The organism is Pseudoxanthomonas sp. (genome assembly GCF_002863005.1).
Classification (GTDB): domain Bacteria; phylum Pseudomonadota; class Gammaproteobacteria; order Xanthomonadales; family Xanthomonadaceae; genus Pseudoxanthomonas_A.
In genome coordinates, this window is sequence record NZ_PKDG01000014.1 from 24,766 (window position 1) to 50,818 (window position 26,053).

Here is a 26,053-nt window from a genome sequence, read left to right on the forward strand (position 1 = left end):
TTGAAATCCCCTGACGGCGCCGTGATCTGGCAACGGGGCAGGGCCTGCGTGACGGGTCCGGCTTGCGCATCGCAGTCCCGGCCATCAGTGGCCGGGTGGCGGGACGGATGCTTTCCTTCTCGCCCCGCCGCCAGGGCGGGGCAGGGGAGAGAGCCGCCGATGTCTCGCCGTTCCCTCTTTTACCCCTGGAGAACCGTTCCATGAGTCAGCTGACTGCCACCTTCGACACCTCGCGCGGCCCGATCACGATCGAGCTGTACCCCGACAAGGCCCCGCTGACGGTGGCCAACTTCGTCAACCTGGCCAAGCGCGGCTTCTACGACGGATTGAACTTCCACCGCGTGATCCCCGATTTCATGATCCAGGGCGGCTGTCCGGAAGGCTCGGGCCGGGGCGGCCCGGGTTACCGCTTCGAGGACGAAACCACCAACGGCGTGCGCCATGAGCGTGGCGTGCTGTCCATGGCCAATGCCGGCCCCAGCACCAACGGCAGCCAGTTCTTCATCACCCACGTGCCCACGCCGTGGCTGGACGGCAAGCACACCGTGTTCGGCAAGGTCACCGAAGGCCTGGACGTGGTCGACGCGGTGAAGCAGGGCGACCTGATCACCAAGGTGACCATCAGCGGAGACGCCGACGCGGCGCTGGCCGCCAAGGCCGACCGCGTGGCGGAGTGGAACCGCATCCTGTCGGCGTGATCGAATGGAAGGGCCGGTCATCGTACCGGCCCTTTCTTTTTTTGGAGCACCACCATGAAGGACCATTGCCGGCGCGCGTTGCGCGCGGCCCTGTTACTGGCCGCGGCCCTGGCGCTTGGCGCGTGCAACAAGGGCGCGAACACCCCACCGGATCCCGTCGCAGCGACCGCCGTGGAGGCGTCGGCGGAGCACTTCCAGCAGAGCCTGGAAGGCCTGTGGAGCACGAATCACAGCGAAGGCGACGACGCCGAGACCCTCTACGCCATTGCCTGGCGGCCCGACGCGGGTCTGCAGGTCGTGCGTGACGGCGCCTGGCTGGATGGCAAGGTGGAGGACGTCGACCTCGACAACGGCACGCTGGCCCTGCACCTGGCCTCCGATACCGGGCCCAGCGAGACGGTGACCCTGCGCAAACTGCAGGACCAGAGCGGAAACGGCTTCACCCTGCGCATCACCTGGGGTGCCGGCCAGACCGACGACCTGGGCTTCGTGCGCCGGCTGACCGAACGCGACCGCAGCGAGCTTGCCGCTGCCGTGGCCGCGGCCCGGGCGCCGGATCCCGCGACGGTATGCGAAACCGATGCCCCGGCGGGCAGCGTCCGCGCCACCCTGGTCTGTGGGCATGAGGAGTTCGGCGCGCTGGATGCCGGGATGCGAAAGCAGTTCAAGGAACTGGCGGATCGCTATCCCGACGGCGACCGCACGGTCCAGGCCGCCACCCGCCAGTTGGACGTCTGCGATACCCCCGCCTGCCTGCGCGCGGCGTATGCGCAGTGGCAGGCGTATTTCGACGAGAACTACGACCTCGGCGACGTGTTGGATTACCAGTAACCGCGCCCTGCCGCGCGGGCCGGGGTAGACCATGGGCTAGTCGGTCGCGGCGGGGTGGCGTGATACCATTTTGCGCCGCAAAAAAAGACGGCGACGACGCTCCCTGACCTTTCCACGCGAGGTTGTGCAATGCCCCTGCTTGCCCGGCGCATCGGTCGCGCCAAGCCAAGTGCGATCATGGCGGTGGCCGAAAAGGCCAAGAAGCTGAAGGCCGAAGGCCGCGACATCATCAGCTTTTCGATCGGCGTTCCCAATTTCCTGCCCGGCGACCACGTCTACCAAGCTGCGCGCGACGCGCTGGCGAAGGACTCCGGCCAGTACGGCAGCAACCGCGGCACCGACGCGCTGCTCGATGCGTTCCTGCGGCACATCGAAGCGCTGGGCCTGACCGGCTACACGCGCGCCAACGTGTCCACCGGCATCGGCGCCAAGCACATCCTCTACAACCTGGCCGAGTCGCTGCTGGACGAGGGCGACACCATCGTCTATCCGTCGCCGTACTGGACGACCTACGCCGACATCGCCGACATCGTCAACGCGAAGGCGGTGCCGCTGCCGTGCCCGGCCAGCCAGGACTACAAGCTGACACCCGCGCAGCTTGACGAAGCGCTGACGATCCACACGCCCAAGGTGTTCCTGTTCAACAACCCGTCCAATCCGACGGGCATGGTCTACACGCGCGAGGAAGTCGCTGCGCTGGCCGACGTGCTGGTGAAGCATCCGGAGACCTGGATCGTCACCGACGACATCTACAACCGCATGCTGTTCGACGGCCTGGCCTACATGAACTTCGTGCAGGCGCGGCCGGAGATGCGCGATCGCACGGTCTTCGTCGATTCGCTGTCCAAGACTTATGGCATGCCGGGCTGGCGCGTGGGCTTCATGGCCGGTCCCGAGGTGGTCGCCAAGGCGCTGACCACGATGAATTCCAACCACATCACCAACGTGCCGGAAGTCGTCACCGCCGCGGCCATCGCCGCGCTGACCGGCCCGCAGGACGTGCCCGTGGCGAAGAACGCCGAATTCCAGGCCAAGCGCGACCAGGTGCTGGCCGCGATGGAAGCCATCCCGGGCGTGGTGTGTCCGCGTCCGCAGGGTGCGTTCTACGTATTCCCCGACATCAGCTGCGCCTTCGGCAAGTCGCATGACGGCGTGAAGATCGAGGACGACGTCGACTTCTGCAATGCGCTGCTCGAAGCGAAGGGCGTGGCCTGCGTGCCGGGCTCGGCGTTCGGCGAGCCGCGCGCGCTGCGCATCAGCTACACCTGCCCGACGCCGCAACTCGCGCCGGGCCTGCAGCGCTTCCAGGAATTCTTTGCCGAACTGAAGTAACCGTTGCGTGGGCGCAGGCCCACTCTTTCCCCACGCGGTGGGCCGACGCCCACCCTACGAAACCCCGAGGAACCGCACCATGAAAACCCCCGTCCGTGTTGCCGTCACCGGCGCTGCTGGCCAGATCGGCTACGCGCTGCTGTTCCGCATCGCTTCCGGCGAAATGCTGGGCAAGGACCAGCCGGTCATCCTGCAGCTGCTGGAGCTGCCGCTGGAGAAGGCCCAGGCCGCGCTGAAGGGCGTGATCATGGAGCTCGAAGACTGCGCGTTCCCGTTGCTGGCCGGCGTCGTCGGCACCGACGATCCGGAAGTCGCGTTCAAGGACGTCGACGTGGCCCTGCTGGTCGGCGCGCGTCCGCGCGGCCCGGGCATGGAGCGCAAGGACCTGCTGCTGGAGAACGCCAAGATCTTCACCGCCCAGGGCGCCGCGCTGAACAAGGTCGCCAGCCGCAACGTCAAGGTGCTGGTGGTCGGCAACCCGGCCAACACCAACGCCTACATCGCGATGAAGTCCGCGCCGGACCTGCCGTCGAAGAACTTCACCGCCATGCTGCGCCTGGACCACAACCGCGCGCTGTCGCAGCTCGCCAACAAGGCCGGCGTGGCTGTGGGCGACATCGACAAGCTGGTCGTGTGGGGCAACCACAGCCCGACCATGTACCCCGACTACCGCTTCGCCACGGTCAACGGCCAGTCGCTGAAGGACAAGATCAACGACGCCGACTGGAACGCGAACACCTTCATCCCGCAGGTTGGCAAGCGCGGCGCCGCGATCATCGAAGCGCGCGGCCTGTCGTCGGCCGCTTCGGCCGCCAACGCCGCCATCGACCACGTGCGCGACTGGGTGCTGGGCAGCAACGGCAAGTGGGTGACGATGGGCATTCCGTCCGACGGCAGCTACGGCATCCCGGAAGGCGTGATGTTCGGCTTCGCCGTCACCACCGAGAACGGCGAGTACACGATGATCAAGGACCTGCCGGTCGACGATTACAGCCAGAAGGCCATCGACAAGACGCTGGCCGAGCTGGAAGAAGAGCGCAGCGGCGTGGCACACCTGCTCTGATAGCGGGCATGTCGCACGCGATGGAGAAAAGGGGTGGCGCGAGCCGCCCCTTTTTTTGTCGTGTTACTTTCTGGTTTTCCTCAAAGGGGGTGGGTGATGCGGAAAGGAAGGATATTGCTGGCGGTGGGATTGGCCCTGGCGATGCCGTCATTGGCGGTGGCGCAGGAGGCGCGCTACCTGCAGCCGCCGGAACCGCTCCTGCAGGTGTTTCGCGCCCCGCTCAATCCATCGCCGTCGCTGGACCCCACGGGTACGCGCGCGATCCTGATCCGGCAGTCGCAGTATCCGCCGATTGCCCGTGTCGCCGAACCCTATCTCAAGCTCGCCGGCGTCCGCGTGGAGCCGCGCAACCACAGCCGCCACGATCGTTCCAATGGCTACGGCATCCGGACCTGCCTGGAGAGCTTCAGCGTGCTGGAGCTGGCCAGTGGCAAGGAAACTGCCGTCGCGCTGCCTGCGGGCGCCTGCCCGGGCAACCCGTCGTGGTCGCCGGATGGCACCCGGTTCTCCTTCGACAACACCACCGACACAGGCGTGGAGTTGTGGGTCGGCCGCGCTGCTGACGGCCAGGTGCGTCGCGTGGAGGGCGTGAAGCTCAACACGATCCTGGGTGGTGCGGTGCAATGGCTGGGCGACAAGCCCTCGATGCTCGTGAAGCGGGTGCCCACCGACATCGGCGCCGCGCCGGTGCGTTCCGCGGTCCCTCCTGGGCCGGAGATCAAGGAAGCGATTGCCGGCAAGGGCGAGAGCAGTACTTACGAAGCGCGCGATACCTTGTCCGGTCCCGAGGACGAGACCCTGTTCGACTACTACGCCACGTCGCAGCTGGCGGTGGTCGATGCCGACAGCGGCACAGTGACGCCTGTGGGTGCCAAGGCTGTGTACGGCGCCGTCGATGCGGCGCCGGATGGGCGCCACGTGCTGGTGGAAGTGCTGGCGCGTCCGTACTCCTACGTCACCACCTGGCAGCGCTTTGCCAAGGACCTGGGTGTTCTCGATTTGAATAATGGTCGCGTGACGCCGCTGGCGATGCTACCGGTCGCCGACCGTGTCCCCGTGCGCGGTGTTCCCACCGGTCCACGCAGCCACGCCTGGCGCGCCAATCAACCGGCGACGCTGGTATGGGCCGAAGCGCTCGACGGCGGCGACTGGAAGAACGACGTGCCGGCCCGTGATCGCCTGTTGATGCTGGCCGCGCCTTTCACCGGCAAGCCGAAGGAGATCGGACGACTGAAGCAGCGTTACGCCGGTCTGGCGTGGTTCCGCGAAGGCGGTCGTGCGCTGACCTACGAGTACGATGCGAACCGGAGCTGGCAGACGACGACGCTGGTGGACGTGGACAAGCGCGTGCCGGCACGCGTGCTGTGGGATCTGTCCAGCGACGAGTTGTATGCCGACCCCGGCAACCCGGAGTTGCAGCGACTCGCGAACGGCGCCTGGGTGCTGCGTGAAGAGGACGGCGCTCTGTTCCTCAGTGGCATGGGCGCGACGCCGCAGGGCAACCGGCCGTTCCTCGATCGCTACACGATCGAGGACGGCAGCACGCGGCGCCTGTTCCGCAGCGATGCGACCGCGTACGAGGTCTTCGTCGGCTTCGAGGGCGACGACACCCGTCGCCTGCTCACCTGGCACCAGTCGCCGAAGGATCCGCCGAACCTGCAGCGCCGCATCCTCGCGGACGCCATCGAAGGCGCGGCACCGGCGGAAGCCGCCGTACGCTCCGAGCCGATGCCGCTGACCCGATTCCCGGACCCCACACCGCAGGTGCGGGACATCAAGAAGCGGCTGGTGACGTACAAGCGCAAGGACGGCGTGGACTTGTCCTTCACCCTTTACACGCCGCCGGGGTACCAGGAAGGCACGCGCGTGCCGGCGATCCTGTATGCCTATCCGATGGACTATGCGGACCCGTCGAAGGCCGGTCAGGTAAGCGGTTCGGAGCAGACCTTCACGCGCCTGTCGAATTACCGCCTGTTGCTGCTCGCCGGCTACGCGATCATCGACAACGCGTCGTTCCCGATCGTCGGCGACCCGAAGACGGCCTACGACACCTACCTGGAGCAGCTGGTCGCGAACGCGGAAGCTGCGGTCGACAAGGCGGTCGAGCTCGGCGTGGTCGACCGCGGCCGCATCGGCGTCACCGGACACAGTCACGGCGCGTTGATGGCGGCCAACCTGCTGGCGCACTCGGACATGTTCCGTGCCGGCGTGGCCTCCAGCGGCGGCTACAACAAGACGCTGACCCCGTTCGGCTTCCAGAACGAACGCCGCTCGTTCTGGGCGGCACCGAAGGTGTACGACCAGGCCTCGACGTTCTTCCACGCCGACAAGGTCAACGAACCGCTGCTGATCGTGCATGGCAGCGACGACGCCAACCCGGGCACCGAGTCGCTGCAGTCGCCACGGTTGTTCCAGGCCATCCGCGGCACGGGCGGCACGACACGGCTGGTGATGCTGCCGTTCGAGCCTCACTGGTACACGGCGCAGGAATCGAACGAGCATTTCATCGCCGAGATGCTGGCCTGGTTCGACCGTTACGTGAGGCCTGAGCCCGCGACGCGGAAGTAATACCCCATCGCTGTGGCTTCAGGAAAACGCCGGGCCCATGCCCGGCGTTTTTCTTTTGGGTGCGACGGAGTGTCCCATGCGACCAAGGTAGGAAGGTGGCGGCGGCGGGGCGGGTCTATGCTGGTCCCGGTGTCGGATCTGGGAGGTTCGCATGGCATACGAAGACGTCTATCGGCGCTCGATCGAGCAGCCCGAGGCCTTCTGGGGTGACGAGGCGAAGGCCATCCATTGGCACGTGCCGCCGCGGCAGGTGCTGGAGTACTCGCAGCCGCCGTTCCGTCGCTGGTTCGTCGGCGGCCAGACCAACCTCTGCTACAACGCGGTGGATCGCCATGTTGCCGAGCGCGGCGACCAACTGGCGCTGGTGGCGGTGTCCACCGAAACCGATGTGACCCGCGAAATCAGCTACCGAGAGCTGTACCGCGAAGTGAACGCCTTCGCCGCCGTGCTCAAGCGGCTCGATGTCGGCCGTGGCGATCGCGTGGTCATCTACATGCCGAACATGGCCGAAGCCGTGTTCGCGATGCTGGCCTGCGCGCGCATAGGCGCCGTGCATTCGGTGGTGTTCGGCGGCTTCGCGGCGCACAACCTGGCCCTGCGCATCGACGATGCGCAACCGAAGCTGTTGATCGCCGCCGATGCGGGCAGCCGCGGCGGCAAGGTCATTCCCTACAAGCCGCTGGTCGACGAGGCGTGCGCGAAGGCGAACACGCCTCCGGCCAAGGTGCTGATCGTGTCGCGCGGCCTGGATGCGGCAGAGCCGAAGATCGCCGGCCGCGATGAGGACTACGCCACGTTGCGCGCCGCCGTCGGCGATGCCGAGGTGCCGGTCGAATGGCTGGAGTCGAACGAGCCCAGCTACCTGCTCTACACCTCCGGCACCACCGGCAAGCCGAAGGGCGTGCAACGCGATGTCGGCGGGTATGCGGTCGCCCTCGCGCTGTCCATGCGCACGGTGTTCGACGTGGGGCCGGGGCAGGTGATGTTCTCCACATCCGATGTCGGTTGGGCGGTGGGGCATTCCTACAACGTGTATGGCCCGCTGATCGTGGGCGCGACTTCGGTGCTCTACGAAGGGCTGCCGATCACGCCCGACGCCGGCATCTGGTGGGCGCTGTGCGAGCAATACGGCGTGCGCACGATGTTCTCCTCGCCGACCGCGGTGCGGGTGCTGAAGAAGCACGACATCGATTTCATCAAGCGCCACGACCTGTCCGAGCTGAAGTACCTGTTCCTCGCGGGCGAGCCGCTCGACGAGCCGACGGCGCACTGGATCACCGATGCGATCGGCAAGCCGGTGATCGACAACTACTGGCAGACCGAGACCGGGTGGCCCGCGCTGACGCTGCTGCCGGGTCTGGACATGAAGCCCGTGCGGTTCGGTTCGCCCGGGTTCCCGAACCTCGGTTACAGGATGAAGGTGATCGACGAAAGCACTGGCGAGGAAGTCGGGCCTTGCAAGAAGGGTGTGCTGGTCATGCAGCCGCCGTTGCCGCCCGGGTGCATGACGACGATCTGGAACGACGACGCGCGCTTTCTCTCCAGCTACTTCAGCCACTTCAAGGAACTGCTGTACAGCTCGCTGGACTGGGCGATCCGCGACGAGGACGGCTATACCTTCATCCTCGGCCGCACCGACGACGTCATCAACGTCGCCGGCCATCGCCTGGGCACGCGCGAGATCGAGGAATCCGTGTCCGGCTTCCCTGCCGTGGCGGAGGCTGCCGTGATCGGGGTGGCCGACGAACTGAAGGGGCAGGTGCCGGTGGTGTTCGCGACGCTACGCCAGGCCACCGACGAGCCGCATGAACGCGTGCAGGCCGCCGATGGCATGCGGCGCACGGTAGAGCAGAGCCTGGGCGCGGTCGCGCGGCCGGCGCGCGTCTACATCGTCAACGCATTGCCGAAGACGCGTTCGGGAAAGCTGCTGCGGCGCTCGCTGCAGGCGCTGGCGCAGGGTGCGGATCCCGGCGATCTCTCCACGCTGGACGATCCCAATGCGCTGGAGGAAGTGAGGCGCGCGCTGCAGCGCGGGCCCGAGGTCGGCAGCTGACGGTCAGCGCGCCGGTGGCGCGGGTGTCGCCGGGTCCACACTTCCGTCGAGCGTCCACACTACGTCGCGGCCCAGCGGATCGCGGCTCAGCACGAAGCGCGCGCTGGCGCCCGGCGTGAGCGGCAGGGGCGAGCGCGGTTCGTCGTTGTCGCCGTCGTCGTTCGCTTCGATCACCGTGCGTTCGCCCTCATGTCCCGGGATCGGCACGATGAACAGGTCGCGTGCGTCCAGGGTGCGGCGTGCCTTTTTGGTGCCGAGGTCGCCGATATCGGCGATGGCGCCGTCGGTTTCCATCAGCGGATTGCGGAAATTGACCAGCAGGTCGGCCTTTGTCGGCGGACGACCCGGCACCGACAGCGTGCCGCCACGCACCAGCAGATCGGGCCATACATCGCCGTTTTCCGGCAGCTCGCGGTATAGCGCAGGCGCTACGCCCACGTGGCTGCCGGTCGCGATGCTGTCCAGCGCGGCCACCAGGCCGAGGAAGTAGAGCTTGCGCAGGCGCTGCTTCTGCACGTCGCCCTCGATGCCGCCCGCTTCGATCAACACCGTGCTGGCGCCCCACTGCGTGGTGAGGTCGCCGAACGCGCGCGGGTCGAAGGTTTCGTCCCAGCGTGCGATATGGCCGGCCAGGTAGGGTTCCAACGCCGTGCGGATCACGCCGGCCACTTCGATGGCGCGCGTGCGCACATCGTTGACGTCGGCGGCGTGGTTGTAGGGCGGCGATAGCAACGCGATGGCGGTGCCGCGATCGGAATCGCCGGCGCGATAGCCGACGCGCTGGTCGTGCAGGTTGAAGCCGTACATCGGTTTCACCCGGTCGTACAACGCCTTCAGCGTGCGCGCTTCCGGCGTCGCCAGCATGCGCGCATCGCGGTTGAGGTCGATCCCCTGCACGTTGCGTCGCTGGAAGCGCGCAGCGCCGTCGGGATTGACGATGGGGAAGACATGCAGCGTGGTGTTCGCGCGCAGCTGCCTCACCAGCGGATGGTCGGGATGGTCGCCGAGAAAGCGGAACAGGTCCGCCAGCGCCATCGACGCCGTACTCTCGTCGCCATGCATCTGCGACCACAGCAGCACGGGGATCCTGCCTTCGCCCCAGCGCACATGGCGCAAGGGGCGGTCCTCGACGCTGCGGCCGATCTCTTCCACGTGGAAGCCGTGCGTACGCGCCAGCAACGGCGTGGCGACCGACCACCAGTGTTCCGCGTTGAACGTGCGGTCCTCCAGGCCGGCGACGCGCAGTTCCGCGTCGTAGAGCGCATCGAGCCCCGATAGCCACGCCGGGGGTGGGGGTATCGCGGTCGGGGCCTGCGTCGACGCATCCGCACGTGGCATGTCGGTGTTCCGGGCGATGGTGGTGGGGATCATCATCGTCAGCAGCAGGCACAGGGCTAGGGTGGGGCGCATCACGGCAGCAGCAGGAGCGGTCGCTTGCAGGGTCGGTGCATGCGTCATCGATGTCAAATCCGTGCGGGGCAGCGCCACCGCGTCATGCCGACGGTGCCGATGGCGTGATGCCGGTGTAGCGCGCACGTGGACGGATCAGGCCGCCCATCGCCTGTTGTTCCAGCGCGTGCGCCAGCCAGCCGGCGAGGCGGCCCGCGGCGAACATCACCAGCGCGGGCGTCGCCGGCAGGCGGTTCAGGTGACAGATCGCCGCCAGCATGAAGTCGATGTTCGGGCGCAGGCCGCTGATGTCTTCGGTAGCGGCGATCAGCGTTTCCAGTGCGGCCATTTCGCGCTCGCCTGCGTGGCGTTCGCGAGCGCGCGCCAGCAGCTCGGCACCGCGCGGATCGCCCTGCGGATACAGCGCATGGCCGAAGCCCGGAAGATCATCGCCGCGCTGCCAGCGCTCGCTGATGAAGCGGCGCGCGTGGCCGGCGTCACGGGCATCGGCGATGAGTGCGTACGCACGCGCCGTCGCGCCGCCATGGCGGGGCCCGGACAGCGCGGCGAGGCCGCTGCAGACGGTGGCGTGCAGATGCGCGCCGGTGGAGGCGACCACGCGCGCCGCGAAGGCCGAGACGTTCAATTCGTGGTCCGCGCAAACGATCAGCGCGGCACGCACGAGGTCGGCGAACCCGTCGTCGCCCGGATGCCAGGCCTGCGCGAGCACGCGATGCACCGGTGCGCCGGAAGGCGGCTGTGCGACCAGCAGGGCCGCGTTGTGGCGCAGCAGTCCGGCGGCGATCTCGTGGCGCACGCGGGGCGCCGAATTGAAGGAGTGGCGCACGTCCAGCGCCAGCAGCGGGATCGCCGCCATCGCGCGCTCCAGCGGCGGCAGCGCGACATCGGAGGCGAGCGGCGCGACCACCGCCGGCCACGGGGTCGACGAAGGCGCGGTGAACGGGTCCTCCTCGCCGCAGGCCCAGAGTTGCCGCGCGACGTCTTCCAGCGTGGCGCCGTCGTGGACCATGCCGATCGCCGACCGGCCCCGGTAGTAAGGGCCGTCCGGACGGATCAGGGAGATCTGCGTTTCCAGCACCGGCAGGCCCCGGTCCAGGCTTTGCGCGGCACCGCGCGCCGCGCCGCGCCCCACCTGCTTGCGCTGGGCCAGGCGCTCCACGTCCTGACGCAGGTAGAGGCGGCTGCGGTGGTCCTTGCCCGGTCGGGATTCCAGCAGGCCGCGGCTGACGTAGGCGTACAGCGTGGCCTGGCTGATGCCCAGCAGGCGGCAGGTGTCGCGGGCGGACAGAAGGTCGGTCGCGGAGGCCATCGAGAAATATTGATTCGTTCGATCAAGATTGATCAACCCTGAGGATGGTGCCAGATTTGCGTCCCGAAGAGGGGCGTACCCTTCACGCACCTCCGGCACCGGCCCCAGGCCGAGGCCGCTCGCTGACCGATGAGGAGTCACGTCGCATGAGCACCCCGTCCGCAGGCGCGCAGTTCCGCGCCGCGCTCGCCGCCGAATCGCCGCTGCAGGTGATCGGCGCGATCAACGCCAACCACGCGCTGCTGGCCAAGCGCGCCGGCTACAAGGCGATCTACCTGTCCGGCGGCGGCGTCGCCGCAGGGTCGCTGGGCCTGCCCGACCTGGGCATCAACTCGCTGGAAGACGTGCTGATCGACGTGCGCCGCATCACCGATGTCTGCGACTTGCCGCTGATGGTCGACATCGATACCGGCTTCGGCCCCAGCGCGTTCAACATCGAGCGCACGGTGAAGTCGCTGATCAAGGCCGGCGCCGCCGCATGCCACATCGAGGACCAGGTGGGCGCCAAGCGTTGCGGCCATCGCCCGGGCAAGGAAATCGTGTCGGCCGGCGAGATGGTCGATCGCGTGAAGGCGGCGGCCGATGCGAAGACCGATCCGGACTTCTTCCTGATCGCGCGCACCGACGCCATCCAGGTCGAAGGCGTGGACGCCGCCATCGAGCGCGCCATCGCCTGCGTCGAGGCCGGCGCCGACGGCATCTTCGCCGAGGCCGCCTACGACCTGCCCACCTACCAGCGCTTCGTCGATGCCGTGAAAGTGCCGGTGCTGGCCAACATCACCGAGTTCGGCAAGACGCCGCTGTTCACCCGCGACGAACTGGCCTCGGTCGGCGTGGCGATCCAGCTGTATCCGCTGTCGGCGTTCCGCGCGATGAACAAGGCGGCGGAGAACGTGTACGAAGCGATCCGCCGCGACGGCCACCAGAAGAACGTGGTCGACAGCATGCAGACGCGCGAGGAGCTGTACGACCGCATCGGTTACCACGCTTTCGAGCAGAAGCTCGACACCCTGTTTTCCGCAAAGAAGTAAGGATATTCCTTCTCCCTTCGGGAGAAGGTGCCCTAAGGGCGGATGAGGGTACGGCGAAGCCAGCGATGTTCGAGCTGCACGGATTTCGCCGAACCCTCACCCCAACCCCTCTCCCATCGGGAGAGGGGCTCCAAAACAAGATGAGGAATTGAACATGTCAGAGAGCGTCCCCTTCAAGCCGAAGAAATCCGTCGCCCTGTCCGGCACCGCCGCCGGCAACACCGCGCTGTGCACCGTCGGCCGCAGCGGCAACGATCTGCATTACCGCGGTTACGACATCCTCGATATCGCGACGACCAGCGAGTTCGAGGAAGTCGCCTACCTGCTGGTGCACGGTAAGCTGCCCAACCGCGCCGAGCTGGCCGCCTACAAGGCGAAGCTGAAGTCGCTGCGCGGCATCCCGGCCGCGGTGAAGGCCGCGCTGGAAGAGCTGCCGCCGTCCGCGCACCCGATGGACGTGATGCGCACTGGCGTGTCGATCCTCGGCTGCGTATCGCCGGAGAAGGACGACCATAACCATCCCGGCGCGCGCGACATCGCCGACAAGCTGATGGCCTCGCTGGGCTCGATGCTGCTGTACTGGTACCACTGGAGCCACAACGGCCGCGCGATCGACGTGGAGACCGACGACGACTCCATCGGTGGCCATTTCCTGCACCTGCTGCACGGCGAGAAGCCGCGCGAGTCCTGGGTGCGCGCGATGCACACCTCGCTGATCCTGTACGCCGAGCACGAGTTCAATGCCTCCACCTTCACCTGCCGCGTCATCGCCGGCACCGGCAGCGACATGCATTCCTGCATCGCGGGTGGCATCGGTGCGCTGCGCGGCCCGAAGCATGGCGGAGCGAACGAAGTGGCCTTCGAAGTGCAGAAACGCTACGAATCGCCCGACGAAGCGGAAGCCGACATCAAGGCGCGCGTCGAGCGCAAGGAAGTCGTGATCGGCTTCGGCCATCCGGTGTACACCACCGGCGATCCGCGCAACGACGTCATCAAGCAGGTGGCGAAGGATCTGTCCGCCGAGCAGTCGAGCATGAAGATGTACGACATCGCCGAGCGTCTGGAATCGGTGATGTGGGACATCAAGAAGATGTTTCCGAACCTCGATTGGTTCAGCGCGGTCAGCTACCACATGATGGGCGTGCCGACGGCGATGTTCACCCCGCTGTTCGTGATCGCCCGCACCAGCGGCTGGAGCGCGCACGTGATCGAGCAGCGCATCGACGGCAAGATCATCCGCCCGAGCGCCAATTACACGGGGCCTGAGGATCTGGCCTTCGTGCCGATCGACCAGCGCTGAGGCCAGCGCCGCTGACACGCGGGGCCGTTTCGACGAAGGTCGGGCGGCCCCGTGTCGTTTGTGTGACCCGCGTGGCAGCCGGGAAGGGCCGGGCCGGGGTACTACTGGCGGACAGGGGAACGTCGTAGCCGCGGGAGGGGCCCGCCGCGCGTCGTTTGGGGGGATGCCATGCAGACCAGATGGTGCAAGACCGAGGCCGGACGCAACGAGATCCAGCAGCGCACGCGCAAGCTGCCGGCGGGGCTGCGTTCGATCCTGCTGCTGGTCGATGGCCAGCGCAGCGACGACGAACTGCAGGCGATGATGAGCGGCCTGCATGCGCCCGACGATGCGCTCGGCCAACTGGCGACGGACGGACTGATCGAACGCCGCTCCGGTGCCGCCTCGATGCTGGCGGCCGTGGCCGCCACCAAATCGAACGACGGTGCGCCCCCGGTCATCATGACCTCCGCCGAACGCTACAACCTGCTGTATGCGCGCATTACCGACGACATCCGTTCGCACATCGGCCTGAAGGGCTACTTCCTGCAGCTCAAGGTCGAGCGTTGCGCGAACGCCGATGATCTGGAAGCGCTGCTTCCCGATGTCGCCACCGCGATGACGAGGGCGCGCGACCACACCTTCGCCACGCGTTGGCTGGAAGACGTGCGCGCGTCGTTGGGCTGACGCGCGCCGCGCAGGATCAGGCCAGGCCTTCGGCCTTCAGCGCGGCCTGCACGCCGGCATCGGCCTCCATGCGCTGCTTGAACGCAGCGATGTTCTGCAGGCCCGACAGGTCGACGCCCATCCGGTCTGCCCAGCGCAGCGTGATGTAGAAATACGGATCGGCGAAGCTGCGGAAGCCGGCCAGCCAGTCGCGGCCTTCCAGTTGACTGTCTGCCTGCTCGAACAAGCCGCGCACGCGCTTGCGCGCTGCGTCCTTCACCGCCTCGAACTGCGTCTCGTCGCTGATGAAGCGGGCCGCTCCGAACAGCGGATGGAACGCCGGGTGCAGGTCGGAATTGACGAAGGACAGCCACTTCGCGGCCTGCGCGCGCTGCTGCGGCGAACCGTCTCCGGCCAGGTGCGCCTGCGGATACGTGTCGGCGATGTAGCCCATGATCGCGGCATTCTGGGTCAGCACGAAATCGCCATCGACGATCGCCGGCACCGCGCCGGTGGGATTGATCGCCAGGTACGCCGGCGCCTTCATCTCGGCGGCCGTCATCACCTGCACGTCGAACGGCTGGCCCGTCCACTGCAGTGCGATGTGGTCGGCGGTCGAGCACGCGCCGGGCTTGGTGTACAGCTTCATGGTGTCCCCTGGGAAAAAGAAAGGCCCGCGATTATCGCGGGCCTCGGATGTTTCCAATGTGATGCGCGGTGCAACGGATCGTGTCGCGTACTAACCGCAGGCATCGCGGGTGTTTGCCCTCACCCCCTGCCTTCTCACGCGGGGAGAGGGGGAGCAGGGGCCATGCGGGTCCGGCTGCGGCGAACGGATCAGCGCGTGCGCGTGGCTTCGAAAGCGCTCGGTCTCAGGAGCGGGGCTTGAGCTTCTGCACGCGAAGGAACGTGTGGTCGCCGATGGTGGCCACGTGGTACGCGTTGCGCCAGCTCGGGCTGGCGATCTGGTGCGCCATGAAGTGGCTGGCGCCGGGTACGATTTCCTTGCGCTGGCCAGGCGGCAGTGCCCAGTTGCGTTCGGCGTTCAGGGCGACGGTGACCGACTGGGCCCAGGCCTCCGGGTTCTTCAGGCGGGTATTCGGCCCGACGATGGTCGGTGCGAACTGCTTGCGGGCGGTGACCACGGAGCAGACGGAATCACCCCACAGGCCGCTGTCGCGGCGGCGCAGGGCGACCTCGGCGACGGCCTGCTGGCCGCGGAGGGTCTGGTCGCGGGCTTCCAGGTAAACGGTGGTGCTGAGGCAAAGCGAATCGGCGGCCGGCTGCGGCAACATCTGCGACAGCCATAGGATCCAGGCCAGTTTCATGGGAACTCCTTGCTCCGTCTTTCCCGCACCCCTGCCTCTCCCGTCACGCGGGGAGCGGCAAACCTGGGACATGCGGCAGGGCGTCATGGGGAGGCAGCCTTCACACGGGCTGCCCGGGGACCGGCAAGGCCGGATCAGAGGGATCCGAGCGCCGGGCTCAGCCCGCCTGAACTGGGCGGCGGGCCGGAAAGTGGGCGCAAGGTAGGGGGGGGCGTCCCAACTCGGCCTGAACGGGCCGGCTTGACGACGGGGGTGCTGTTCTGGCTGGAAATTGTGAAGCCTGTCGCAGGAAGCGGCGCCGTAGAGCGGAGCTTGCTCCGCTGCTCTTGCCCAGGATTTCCCGGAATCCAGCCGTTCCGGAGTCGAGCAAGCTCGACTCTACGGAGGGCATGCCTACAGACTTGCCGCCAACCGGCTGCCCTGGTCGATCGCGCGCTTGGCGTCCAGTTCCGCGGCCACGTCGGCGCCGCCGATCAGGTGCGCCGTCCGGCCGGCGGCCAGCAAGGCGGCCTGCAGCTCGCGCCGCGGCTCCTGACCGGCGCATACCACCACGTGGTCGACCGGGAGCAACTGGTCGGCGCCGTCCACCTTGATGCGCAACCCGGCATCGTCCACGCCCAGATACTCCACGCCACCCAGCATCTTCACCTGCTTGGCCTTGAGTGTGGCCCGGTGCACCCAGCCGCTGGTCTTGCCCAGGCGGGCACCCGGCTTGCCCGGGCTGCGCTGGAGCAGCCAGACCTCGCGGGCGGGCGGCTCCGGCTGAGGGCGTGCCAGGCTGCCGCGGGCTTCGAAGGTGGGATCCACGCCCCATTCGGCCATCCAGCGGGCCGGGTCCAGCGAGGACGAAGGCCCTTCATGGGTCAGGTACTCGGCGACGTCGAAGCCGATGCCGCCGGCGCCGATCAGTGCGGCGCTTGCGCCCACCTTCACCCGGCCCGACAGCACGTCCACATAGCTGACGACCTTGGCGTGGTCGGCGCCCGGGAAGGCGACCTTGCGCGGGGTGATGCCGGTCGCCAGCACGACTTCGTCGAAGCCGGCCAGATCGGCCGCCGCGACCGGAGAAGAGAGTTTCACCTCCACGCGTGTCTCTTCCAGCTTGTGGCGGAAGTAGCGCAATGTCTCGTGGAACTCCTCCTTGCCCGGGATCCGCTTGGCGTAGTTGAACTGCCCGCCGATCTCGTCGGCCGCGTCGAACAGGGTCACCCGGTGGCCGCGCTCGGCGGCGACCGTCGCGCAGGCCAGGCCGGCAGGGCCGGCACCGACCACCGCGATGGTCTTCGGCGCGAACGTCTTCTTATAGGTGAGGTCGGTCTCGTGGCAGGCGCGCGGATTGACTAGGCAACTGGCGAGCTTGTTCTCGAACACGTGGTCCAGGCAGGCCTGGTTGCAGGCGATGCAGGTGTTGATGGCCTGCGGTGTGCCGGCGCGCGCCTTGGCCGTCCATTGCGGGTCGGCCAGCAGCGGGCGCGCCAGCGACACCATGTCGGCCTTTCCGGCGGCAAGGATGCCTTCGGCGACCTCGGGCATGTTGATCCGGTTGGTCGCCACCAGCGGCACGCGCACGTGCGGCTTGAGCTTGGCGGTGACGTCGACGAAGGCCGCGCGCGGCACCGAGGTGACGATGGTCGGCACGCGCGCCTCGTGCCAGCCGATGCCGGAATTGATGATCGTCGCGCCCGCGGCTTCCACCGCCTTGGCCTGCTGGACGATCTCGTCCCACTGGTTGCCGTCTTCGACCAGGTCCAGCAGCGACAGCCGGTAGATGATGATGAAGTCCGGGCCCACCGCCTCGCGCACGCGCCGCACGATCTCCACCGCGAAGCGCATGCGCTTCTCCGGCGTGCCACCCCAGGCGTCGTCGCGCTTGTTGGTGCGCGGCGCGGTGAATTCGTTGATGAAATAGCCTTCCGAACCCATGATTTCCACGCCGTCGTAGCCGGCGTCGCGCGCCAGCTTCGCCGCGTTGGCGTAGGCGCTGATCTGGCGTTCGATCCCGCGGGCCGACAGCGCGCGTGGAGTGAACGGATTGATCGGTGCCTTGAGCCTCGACGGCGCCACGGTCAGCGGGTGGTAGCCGTAACGGCCGGCGTGCAGCAACTGGGCGCAGATCTTCGCCCCATGCTCGTGGACGGCCTTGGTCACGAACTTGTGCGGCCGGGCCTCCCACGGCCACGACAGCTTGCCGCCGAACGGCTTCAGCCAGCCCACCAGGTTGGGCGAGAAGCCGCCGGTGACGATCAGGCCCACGCCGCCGGCCGCCCGCTCGGCGAAGTACGCCGCCAGGCGCGGGAAATCCTTGGCCCGGTCCTCCAGCCCCGTGTGCATCGAGCCCATCAGCACCCGGTTGCGGACCGTGGTGAAGCCCAGGTCGAGCGGCCTGAACAGGTGGGGGTAGGGCGAGGAGTCGGTGGCGGCGGTCGACGTCATGCGGGCAGTGGATACGCGGGCGTATGGGTGGGCGCACGATGCCGTGAAACACCGGGGCACGCAAGCGCGGTCGGGACAGTGGAGGCCATCATCGCGCGGCGAGGTCTGTGGGAGGCAGGCGGGCGGGCAGGGCTTCCTGCTCGATGCACAGAGGCTGCGCGCGCAGCGCGTCAGCGACGCCCGCCCAGCCAGCACGTCCAGCCCATCGGCACATGGCCTGCAGCAGATCGGGTGCAGGTACCGACACGTCGTGCACGGAGATCGGCAGGATGTCCGCAGGCGTCATCAGCCATGGCCGCAACCGATGGCCGCTCGCGGCGACGGTATCCGCGAGGACGGCAGCGATGCGGAAGCCGCCCTCGTCAATGTCTCCCCAGTGCCACACCGGAATGTCCGGGGGCAGCGAACTCAGCAGTCGGGCATAAGCGCGCCGCCAGGCCGGAGACGGCATGCCGCCGGTGTAGACCACCAGCGCGCGCTCTACGCCTGCCGTACGTGCGGTGTCGTGGAAGCTGGCCAGGTTCTCCACGCTCAGCACGCATGCGGCATCGGTCCGCACGCCCCGCACGGCGTCTAGCGGAACGCCGAGGAAGGTCGTGGCCAGCGGCAGTTCCACGTCGCTGTCCAGCAGCAGCGTGCCGGTACCGGCGACCAGCAGCGGCTGCGGCTCGCGGCGAAGGCCCAGCGAGGCCCAGACGTGCTCCTTCTCGAGGGGACCATCGGCAGCCAGCTGACCGCTACCCAGCAGGTCCAGCCACGGGGTGAGCTGTTCGAGCCGCTTGCTCGCCTGCGCACGCCCTGCGAACAGGCGTGCGCTCTCGCGGCGGAGGATGCGTTCATGGGCCTCGTCGGTGAGGCGGGCGCGCACTGCCAGCGCGGCGTCGGCGAGGTCGAGTGCCGCCTCCGGACCGTGGCCGCGCACCTTGCGGTCGGCCCGCCACGCCGCCAGCACGTCATTCAGCACCGGGAAGTCCGTCAACCACGCCGACAGCGCCCCGGCGGCTTCGCGCACGCGGGCGTCCAGCAAGGGCACGCCCAGGTGGTCGGCCAGTACCTCGAGGTCGATCACGGTGAGCCGCAGCAGGCGCTCACCGTCGCCGCGATGCCGGTCGCGCTCGACCTTGACCGCGCCGGCGCGTTCGGCGATGGCGACCTGCGCGTGGAAGCTCTCGCGTTCGGCCAGCGTGCGCAGCGACGCATAGTCGCGCGCGCTGGCTTCGGTCATCGGCAGCGAGGCGGGGGAGGCATCGCCGCGCAGCCGGGCGCGTTCGCCCTTGCGCAGCAGCCGCTCCAGCACGCGCCGGGCGTCGCTCACGCCGGCGCCTGCTGCCTTTCGATGCGGGCGGTTTCCTCGGCCAGCAGCTCCGGATGCAGGTCGAACTGGTCGGACAGCAGGAGTGCGCGCGCGGCGGCCTGCACCTCGATGCGCTCGGCCTGCAGCAGGTCGCCATCGCGGAACAGTTCGATGTAGCTGTCGAGCACGCCGCTCAGCGTGCCCTGCGCCGTGTCGGGTGCGGCCAGCACCAGCTGCAACCCCAGCGAGCGCAGGTAGTTGGTGGTGGCGCGTGCATTCTGCGCGTCGATCTTGTCGCCGAACTCGTCCAGCAGGATCAACCCGAGGCCGCCCGGATGCGCCTCGCTCTTGCCGTAGGCCGCCGCCAGCGCAGCACCGGCGATCACGTACAGCGGCGCGCGGTGCTCGCCGCCGGAACCGGACCGCATGCGCTCGCTGAGCGTGCCGATCACGGCGTCGTCCTGGCGGATCTGCACTTCGAAGCGGAAGAAGCGGCGGTAGTCGTCCAGCGGGGAGGTGGCAGTCCGTGCGGCAGCGCCGTCCTCGATCAGCTCCCGGAACGCCGCCGGCACCTCACCGGCCGTGCCGAACAGGGTGTCTTCACCGCCGATCTCCACGGCGCGCTTGATGAAGCGCTCCAGTTCGCGGAACTCCGGCACCACCTCGTAGTGGAACTGGTAGCGCTCGTTGTTGGAAAACGGCGGGCTGCTGCGCAACGTCCGGTTGAGTGTGGCGATCTGCTGGCGCAGGCGGATGAAGTTGTCGTTCAGCGCCGCCGCTACGCCGGCGCGGAAGGTGTCTACGGCGGTGTCATAGGCCTGGCGCGCCTCGCCTTCGTAGCGCACCAGGTCGGTGTCGCGCAGCTGGGCCAGTTCGCGCTGGAGCAACGCCAGCGCCGGTCGCCACGCACTGGCGTCGAAATCGACGTCCAGCTGGTGGTCGCGCGCGTACTGTGCCAGCGCGCTCCAGGCCTCCGGCAGCAGCTTGGCGAGCTGTCGGTCGCTCTCGTCGGCACGCCGCTCGCAGGTGGCGCTGCGTTCTTCCAGCGTCTCGACCTTGGCATCCAGTTCGTCGCGGTGCCGCTCGATCAGGTTGGGATCGACGTCGGGATCCCCGAAGGCATCGACGGCGCGACGCGCGACTCGTTCCTCCTGTTCGCGCAGACCGGCGAGCAGGCGGCGACTGCGGTCCAGATCGGCCACGGCGACCGCTTCCTGCCCGACCAGGGCATCGGTACGCGCCTCGCACTCGCCGAGTTGCGTGGCGAGTGCGCGCACGGCATCGGACAGGCGGAGCAGGTTGGGATCCAGCGCGGCGAGGCGGCTTTCCTGCGCAGCGCGATAGCGCCCCGCGACCTGGCGATGTTCAACCGCGCGCTCGTGCAGCGCCTGTGCGACCGCATCGGCGTCGGCCAGCCGCGCCAGGCTGCGCTGGCATTCATCGGCGCGGCGCAGGTGCGGCTCGATCTCGCGGACCTCGCGTTCGGCTTTCTCGATTTCTTCGTGCAGCACGCGCAAACGGGCGCGGTTGTCGGACGCGCCGATGCGGAGCTCGCCGGCGGCAGGCAGGCGCAACCGCTCGATACTGCCGCCGCGCGCCAGCAGGCCGTCGCGGGTCAGGCCCTGGCGGCTTCGCACCAGCTCGGCTTCGGTGTCCACGCAGCGCAGTTCGCCCAGCTGCCGGCGCAGGAACGCCAGGGCATCGTCGTTGACGCCTTCCAGCAGCGCGGCGACGCTGCCGACCGCAGCGTCCCGCCCGCGCAACTCGCGCGCCTGGCTGGACAGCGCCAGTTTCACGCCGTAGACCGAACGCCCGCCGGACAGGCCGCGATACAGCTTGACCGCGCGTTCTTCGTCGGCGGCGGGAATCAGCAGCGCCTCCACGTTGCTGCGCAGATAGGCTTCGATGGCGGGCTGCCATGCGGGATCCGCGACGCGCACCAGGTCGCAGACGGGGCGCGCATCGATGCCCGCCTCGCGCAGGTAGCTCATCAGCCGCACGGTGTCGGCATGCAGTTCCGCCTGTCCGGCAGCCAGGCGCTTCTGGTTCTGCCGCGCGGCCAGCAGCGCGTCGCGCGCCTTGTCGTACGCGGCGTGCAGGTGGCGTGCGTGCTGGTCGACCTGCTCGCGCAGGGGCGCGGACCTGCTCAGCGCCTGGCGTGCGTGCGCGAACAGGTCCTCCGGCGTCCAGGGCAGCGCATCCCCGTCTGCCAGCGACGCCAGCGCGGCATGCCATGTGTCCCACTCCGCGCGCGCCGCGTCCACGGCACCGGCCTCGATGCCGTCGAGCGCGAGCGCATCGAGTTGGCGGAAGGTATCGCAGACGAAACCGATATCGCGCTGCAGCTCGCGGATCACCTGTGCCAGGCGCTCGCGATCGCGCTCGGCCAGTTCGTCGAGTTGCGCCTGTTCCCCATACCCGCTGCTCCCCTGCAGGCGGGCGGTGGCACGTGCTTGTTCATCGCGCAGCGTGTCGCGTTCGGCGCGCGTGTCGATCAGGTGGCGGCGGGTATCGGCGAGGCCGTTTTCCGCACGGGTCACGGCGCCTTCGGCCTGATCCAGCTGTTCGCGGTACAGCTCCCGCGCGTATTCGGCGGCCAAAGCGCGGTAGGACGCGGCCCGCACGGCCTGGGTGGCGATGCGGTCGTACTGCCGCTCGACGCCTTCGGCCGCTTCGATGCGCTGGCGCACCTGTGCGATGCGGTCGCGGATCTGGCGGAAGCTCTCCAGCAAGGCACGGAAGCGGGCGATGTCGGTGGGCCTGTCCTCGGCTACCAGCGTGCGCACGAACAGGTCCACGTCCTCCACACGCTGCAGGTTGAGGGCGTTGAGGAACGCCTTGCGATAGGCGTTGATGTCGGGGTTCGCGGTGGGCGAGGCGCGCAGGCGCAGCAGCAGGTCCTTCACGAAGCGCTCGGCCACGGTGTGCAGTTCGGGCGCACCGCCGGCCGCCTTGCAGCGGCGCACGGCCATCTCGCGGAAGGTCGGCCAGGCCAGCGGCAGTTCCTTGCCCTTGACCTGTTCTACATGGTCGGCGAGCTCGAGCGCCACGCCCGGCAGCAGGTACAGCCCGTGCAGCCGATGGTCGGGCTCGTCGACCGATGCGCCGAGTGCGATGCCGGCGGTCAGCAGGTCGCCGGTGTCGGTATCGCGGAACACCAGCGAGATGTAGGTGGTGGCGGTGCGCCGCTTGCGTCCGTCGTCGCCGCTGCGGAACACGCCCAGGCAGTAGTCGCGGATGGTGCGCGCACGATGGCTGCCGCCGGCCTGCGCGTTGAACCGGATGCGGCTGCGGTCGCCGCCCAGCAGCACGATCTGCAGCGCATCGAGCAAGGCGCTCTTGCCGGCGCCATTGGGCGCGATGATGGCGGTGGTGGCGTCCAGTTCGAGGGTCTGTGCCTCGAACAGGAAGAACTGCACCAGGTGCACGCGCTCAAGCTGCTGCATCGCCGTCCTCCGTGACGTCGTCGTTGTCCGCGCCGCCGGCGTCGTCGTCGCGGTTGTGCTGGTCCAGCCGTTGCAGCCACTGTTCGCCGACGATCTCCACGATGGCGGGGCGCACGTGCAGGTGGAATGGCTGGGGATCGTCCGGTTCCGACTCGACCAGCCGGCAAGTGCCCCAGCGTCTCAGGGTGCGGGCGAGTTCGCGCAGGGTGCCGACATCGGGCATCGGCCGCCCGGCCAGTGCCTGGTAGGCCTCCTGCAGTTCCGGCAGCTCGACGGTGACGACGCCTTCGTCCTCCACCATGCCTTGCCGCATCGCCTCGTCGTAGCGTTGCCGCAGGACCAGCAGCAAGAGCGTTTCGCCCAGCGTCACCGGCACGCCCTCGGCATGCGCGGGCAACGCCACCACGTAGCGATAGTGGGCATTGCGCTCCAGGCGGATGCCGAGCGGGGCGAGCGCGGCGATGAAGTCGTCGAAGTGATCCTCCACCAGGTGGTACGCCAGGCGCGTATTGCGGTCGCTCGCGTACAGCACCTGCTCCACCACCAGGCGGTAGGCGGCGCGTTCGAAGTCCTGCACGGCGTAGACGCCGTTGGAGAGTTGGCTGAGCGTATTCCAGCTGCGTTTCATGCGGTTTTCCGTGAGGGCGTACCGATGCGGCGCACGACGAAGCGTGGCGCGCGCAGATAGCCGTTGTCGTCGTGGCCGCCGGCATCGAGCAGTTCGACGCGATACCCGCGCAGCAGTCGGCCCAGTGGATCCTCGCGTCGCAGGCCGCCGGCGCGATGACTGCGCAACGCGAGCGTGAGCAGGGTCTGGTAGGCGCGCAGGTCTTCGATGCTGGCGATGGAGAACGCGCCGGAGTCGACGGCATCCGTCGTCTCCAGGTGCGGGCCGACATAGCGCGCCATGTCCTCGGCGGTGACCAGGCGCGCGCGCTTCATCCGGCGCAGCAGGTTGAGCCGCGCGAGTTGCTCGGGTGTCGGCGGCTGCGTGGCGTTGGCGCTGCGTGGGATGGGCTGCGGCTTCTGCCGCGGCGGGCGCAGGCGGCTCGCGTCCATCAGCGCGCCTGGCGCCACCGGCAGTCGCAGTGCGCTTTCCGGCGCATGCTGCACGCCACGACAGGCACGGCGCAGCAGGATGTCCAGCTTGTCGGGTGCGCGCAGGCGATAGTCGAGGAAGGCGAGTGCACGCCGGTTCGCCTGGCGGATGTCGTCGTCCAGCCGTCCGAGGTATTCGTCGATGCGATCCAGTTCGCGCAGGCGCCGCAGGCTGCGCGCGAACCGCTGGCCGCCGCGCTCGCCGTCGCCGCCGCCCACGTGCTCGCGGTACCACGCGAGCAGCGCCGCGCGGCGCTCGCCGGTCTCGATCTGCTGCGCCATGGACAGGATCGCGCTGCGCCGCGCCAGCGGATGGTCGCCCTTGTGCAGTTCGGCGTAGTCGCCGATGAAGAACTCGCTCACATAGCGCTCGAACCACTGGCGCGCGAACTGCGCAGTGGATTCGGCCTTGCTGAGCTCCGGCATCAGGTCGCGCACCTGCAGGCTCATCGACGACAGCGACACCAGCAGTCGCCGCGCCTGGTCTGCGGCTTCGTCCAGGGCATCGCCCGATGCCTTGCCGTCCGTCACCAACTGGAGCTGGTGTTCGATCGAGCGCATCTTCGCCGACACGAAGGTCGGTCCGTGTTCCGCGAATTCGACCAGCAGCGAAAGGAACTGGTGCACGACCGGTGGCATGGTGACCATCTCCCGTGCACCGATGCGGTCCTGGCGCAGCCAGCCCGCGCTACGGAAGCGGTCGTAGATGTGGTTGACCCGCACCGGCAAAGGGGTGTCGGGCGAGTCGCCGTCCTCGTCTTCCCAGGGATCGTCCGCCAGCAGGTAGCGCTCGAGTGCGGCGGTGATCTCCCGGCGCTGGAAGCCCATGCTCGGCGGCACGGGCGCGTCCGGACCGAAGAATTCGTCGAACAAGCGGCACAGCAGCAGCCAGTAATGCTCCCGGTTTGCCGATGCCAGCGGACCGAACAGGCCGCTTGGCAGCAACGGGAACAGGGCGGGCGGTTGCGTCATGGCCGCGCGGCCCGCCGCGTCAAGCCGGCAGTGTGATGTGGCAGGCGCGGCGGCGCCGGGAAAAGGGGCATGGCGGAATCGTACGGGCGGGCGGATCGCGCAGCAGCGCGCGGCGGCCAGCCACGATAGCGCAAGTCCCCGGCGCGTCGGTACCCAGCGCCGGCGGACTGCCGGCCGGCGCGTCGCTCCTCCGGCCTACCAGCCCGCGAGCACCAGCTTGCCGATGGTCGTGCCGGATTCCAGCCGGCGATGCGCCTCGCGCAGGTTCGCTGCGTTGATCGGCGACAGCGTATCGGTCAGCGTGCCGCGCAACTGGCCGGCATCGATCAGGTCGGCGACGCGGTCCAGCAGGGCGCCCTGTTCGCCCATGTCGGCGGTGCGGAAGCGCGGGCGGGCGAACATCATCTCCCAGTGGATGCCGATGCTCTTGGCCTTGTAGGGGTCGCCGATGCGCAGTTCGCCCTTGGGTTCGACGATCAGTCCGACATGGCCGAGCGGTGCGAGCAGTTCGCCCAGCTCGGTCCAGTAGCGGTCGGTGTCGGCCAGGTTCAGCGCCGCATCGATCGTGTCGAAGCCCAACGCCTTCAGCTGCGGTCCCAGCGCTTCGCGATGATTGACCACGTGGTCGGCGCCCAGCGCCTTGCACCAGTCGATGGTGTCCTGGCGCGATGCCGTCGCGATGACGGTGAAGCCGGCGCGCTTCGCCAACTGGGTCGCGATCGATCCAACGCCGCCGGCACCGGCGATGACCAGCAGCGACTTGCCTTCACCGCCACCGTCGATGGCGTACGGCATGCGGTCGAACAGCAGTTCCCACGCAGTGATCGTGGTGAGCGGCAATGCGGCGGCTTGCGCGAAGTCGAGCGATGCGGGTTTGCGTCCGACGATGCGTTCGTCGACGAGTTGGAATTGCGCGTTGCTGCCGGGGCGGGTGATGTCGCCGGCGTAGTAGACCGCGTCGCCGGGCTTGAAGCGGGTCACGGCTTCGCCAACCGCTTCGACCACGCCCGCGGCGTCGTAGCCCAGCACCTTGGGTTGCGCTTCGACCTGCGGCTTGGGCGAGCGCACCTTGGTGTCGACCGGGTTCACCGACACGGCCTGCACGCGCACGAGGATGTCGTGGCCGGTGGCGGTGGGCGTATCGAGTTCGACGTCCAGCAGCGATTGCGGATCATCGATGGGCAGGTAACGGGTGAGTGCGATGGCTTTCATGGCGGTTCCTGGTGGGGAGTCGGGACACGT

Annotated in this window: 19 protein-coding genes; 9 read left to right on the forward strand and 10 right to left on the reverse strand. The window is 68.4% G+C overall.

The features are described from left to right. Positions 1-200: 200 nt before the first annotated feature. From CYU89_RS04525 to prpE, 6 genes are all read left to right on the forward strand, one after another. On the forward strand, positions 201-698 hold the full coding sequence (locus CYU89_RS04525) for a peptidylprolyl isomerase (protein ID WP_296279036.1): 498 nt from the start codon (positions 201-203) through the stop codon (positions 696-698). A 54-nt stretch (positions 699-752) separates the two neighbouring features. Continuing rightward, the gene (locus CYU89_RS04530) at positions 753-1,529 is read left to right on the forward strand and encodes a hypothetical protein (RefSeq protein ID WP_296279037.1); all 777 of its coding nucleotides are present in this window, start codon (positions 753-755) and stop codon (positions 1,527-1,529) included. Between the two features lie 129 nt (positions 1,530-1,658). Continuing rightward, a complete protein-coding gene (locus CYU89_RS04535) occupies positions 1,659-2,861 on the forward strand; it encodes a pyridoxal phosphate-dependent aminotransferase (RefSeq protein ID WP_296279038.1) in 1,203 nt (400 codons plus the stop codon). 79 nt (positions 2,862-2,940) lie between these two features. Next, positions 2,941-3,924 (forward strand): malate dehydrogenase, encoded by a 984-nt coding sequence (locus CYU89_RS04540; protein WP_296279039.1) that lies wholly within the window; start codon positions 2,941-2,943, stop codon positions 3,922-3,924. A gap of 141 nt (positions 3,925-4,065) precedes the next feature. Next, a complete protein-coding gene (locus CYU89_RS04545) occupies positions 4,066-6,492 on the forward strand; it encodes a prolyl oligopeptidase family serine peptidase (RefSeq protein WP_296279140.1) in 2,427 nt (808 codons plus the stop codon). Positions 6,493-6,643: 151 nt separating this feature from the next. Next, the gene (gene prpE, locus CYU89_RS04550) at positions 6,644-8,545 is read left to right on the forward strand and encodes a propionate--CoA ligase (protein ID WP_296279040.1); all 1,902 of its coding nucleotides are present in this window, start codon (positions 6,644-6,646) and stop codon (positions 8,543-8,545) included. 3 nt (positions 8,546-8,548) lie between these two features. Here the strand turns inward: prpE and CYU89_RS04555 are convergent, their stop codons facing one another. After that, the gene (locus tag CYU89_RS04555; RefSeq protein WP_296279041.1) at positions 8,549-9,955 is read right to left on the reverse strand and encodes a M14 family zinc carboxypeptidase; all 1,407 of its coding nucleotides are present in this window, start codon (positions 9,953-9,955) and stop codon (positions 8,549-8,551) included. Positions 9,956-10,037: 82 nt separating this feature from the next. Further along, positions 10,038-11,264 (reverse strand): citrate synthase family protein, encoded by a 1,227-nt coding sequence (locus CYU89_RS04560; protein ID WP_296279042.1) that lies wholly within the window; start codon positions 11,262-11,264, stop codon positions 10,038-10,040. Positions 11,265-11,410: 146 nt separating this feature from the next. Here CYU89_RS04560 and prpB point away from each other — a divergent pair, with 146 nt between their 5' ends. The 3 genes from prpB (at position 11,411) to CYU89_RS04575 (ending at position 14,261) form a co-directional block, all read left to right on the forward strand. Further along, the gene (gene prpB / locus CYU89_RS04565) at positions 11,411-12,295 is read left to right on the forward strand and encodes a methylisocitrate lyase (protein WP_296279043.1); all 885 of its coding nucleotides are present in this window, start codon (positions 11,411-11,413) and stop codon (positions 12,293-12,295) included. A 148-nt stretch (positions 12,296-12,443) separates the two neighbouring features. After that, the gene (gene prpC / locus CYU89_RS04570; protein WP_296279044.1) at positions 12,444-13,595 is read left to right on the forward strand and encodes a 2-methylcitrate synthase; all 1,152 of its coding nucleotides are present in this window, start codon (positions 12,444-12,446) and stop codon (positions 13,593-13,595) included. Positions 13,596-13,763: 168 nt separating this feature from the next. Continuing rightward, the gene (locus CYU89_RS04575; RefSeq protein WP_296279045.1) at positions 13,764-14,261 is read left to right on the forward strand and encodes a hypothetical protein; all 498 of its coding nucleotides are present in this window, start codon (positions 13,764-13,766) and stop codon (positions 14,259-14,261) included. A gap of 16 nt (positions 14,262-14,277) precedes the next feature. Here CYU89_RS04575 and CYU89_RS04580 read toward each other — a convergent pair whose 3' ends face one another. The 8 genes from CYU89_RS04580 to CYU89_RS04615 form a co-directional block, all read right to left on the reverse strand. Continuing rightward, the gene (locus CYU89_RS04580; RefSeq protein WP_296279046.1) at positions 14,278-14,889 is read right to left on the reverse strand and encodes a glutathione S-transferase N-terminal domain-containing protein; all 612 of its coding nucleotides are present in this window, start codon (positions 14,887-14,889) and stop codon (positions 14,278-14,280) included. Between the two features lie 223 nt (positions 14,890-15,112). Continuing rightward, a complete protein-coding gene (locus CYU89_RS04585; protein WP_296279047.1) occupies positions 15,113-15,568 on the reverse strand; it encodes a cell wall hydrolase in 456 nt (151 codons plus the stop codon). A 393-nt stretch (positions 15,569-15,961) separates the two neighbouring features. Next, positions 15,962-18,001, reverse strand: a complete 2,040-nt coding sequence (locus CYU89_RS04590; RefSeq protein WP_296279048.1) for an NADPH-dependent 2,4-dienoyl-CoA reductase — start codon at positions 17,999-18,001, stop codon at positions 15,962-15,964. 88 nt (positions 18,002-18,089) lie between these two features. Further along, positions 18,090-19,316, reverse strand: a complete 1,227-nt coding sequence (locus tag CYU89_RS04595) for a Wadjet anti-phage system protein JetD domain-containing protein (protein ID WP_296279049.1) — start codon at positions 19,314-19,316, stop codon at positions 18,090-18,092. Beyond that, the gene (locus CYU89_RS04600; protein ID WP_296279050.1) at positions 19,313-22,741 is read right to left on the reverse strand and encodes an SbcC/MukB-like Walker B domain-containing protein; all 3,429 of its coding nucleotides are present in this window, start codon (positions 22,739-22,741) and stop codon (positions 19,313-19,315) included. Before CYU89_RS04600 ends, CYU89_RS04595 begins: the two co-directional genes overlap by 4 nt. Beyond that, entirely contained in the window at positions 22,728-23,369 is a 642-nt protein-coding gene (locus tag CYU89_RS04605; RefSeq protein ID WP_296279051.1) for a DUF4194 domain-containing protein, read from the reverse strand. Before CYU89_RS04605 ends, CYU89_RS04600 begins: the two co-directional genes overlap by 14 nt. Beyond that, entirely contained in the window at positions 23,366-24,811 is a 1,446-nt protein-coding gene (locus tag CYU89_RS04610) for a Wadjet anti-phage system protein JetA family protein (protein WP_296279052.1), read from the reverse strand. The genes CYU89_RS04605 and CYU89_RS04610 overlap by 4 nt, the downstream gene beginning before the upstream one ends. 195 nt (positions 24,812-25,006) lie before the next feature. Then, positions 25,007-26,023, reverse strand: a complete 1,017-nt coding sequence (locus tag CYU89_RS04615; RefSeq protein WP_296279053.1) for a zinc-binding alcohol dehydrogenase family protein — start codon at positions 26,021-26,023, stop codon at positions 25,007-25,009. Positions 26,024-26,053 lie beyond the last annotated feature (30 nt).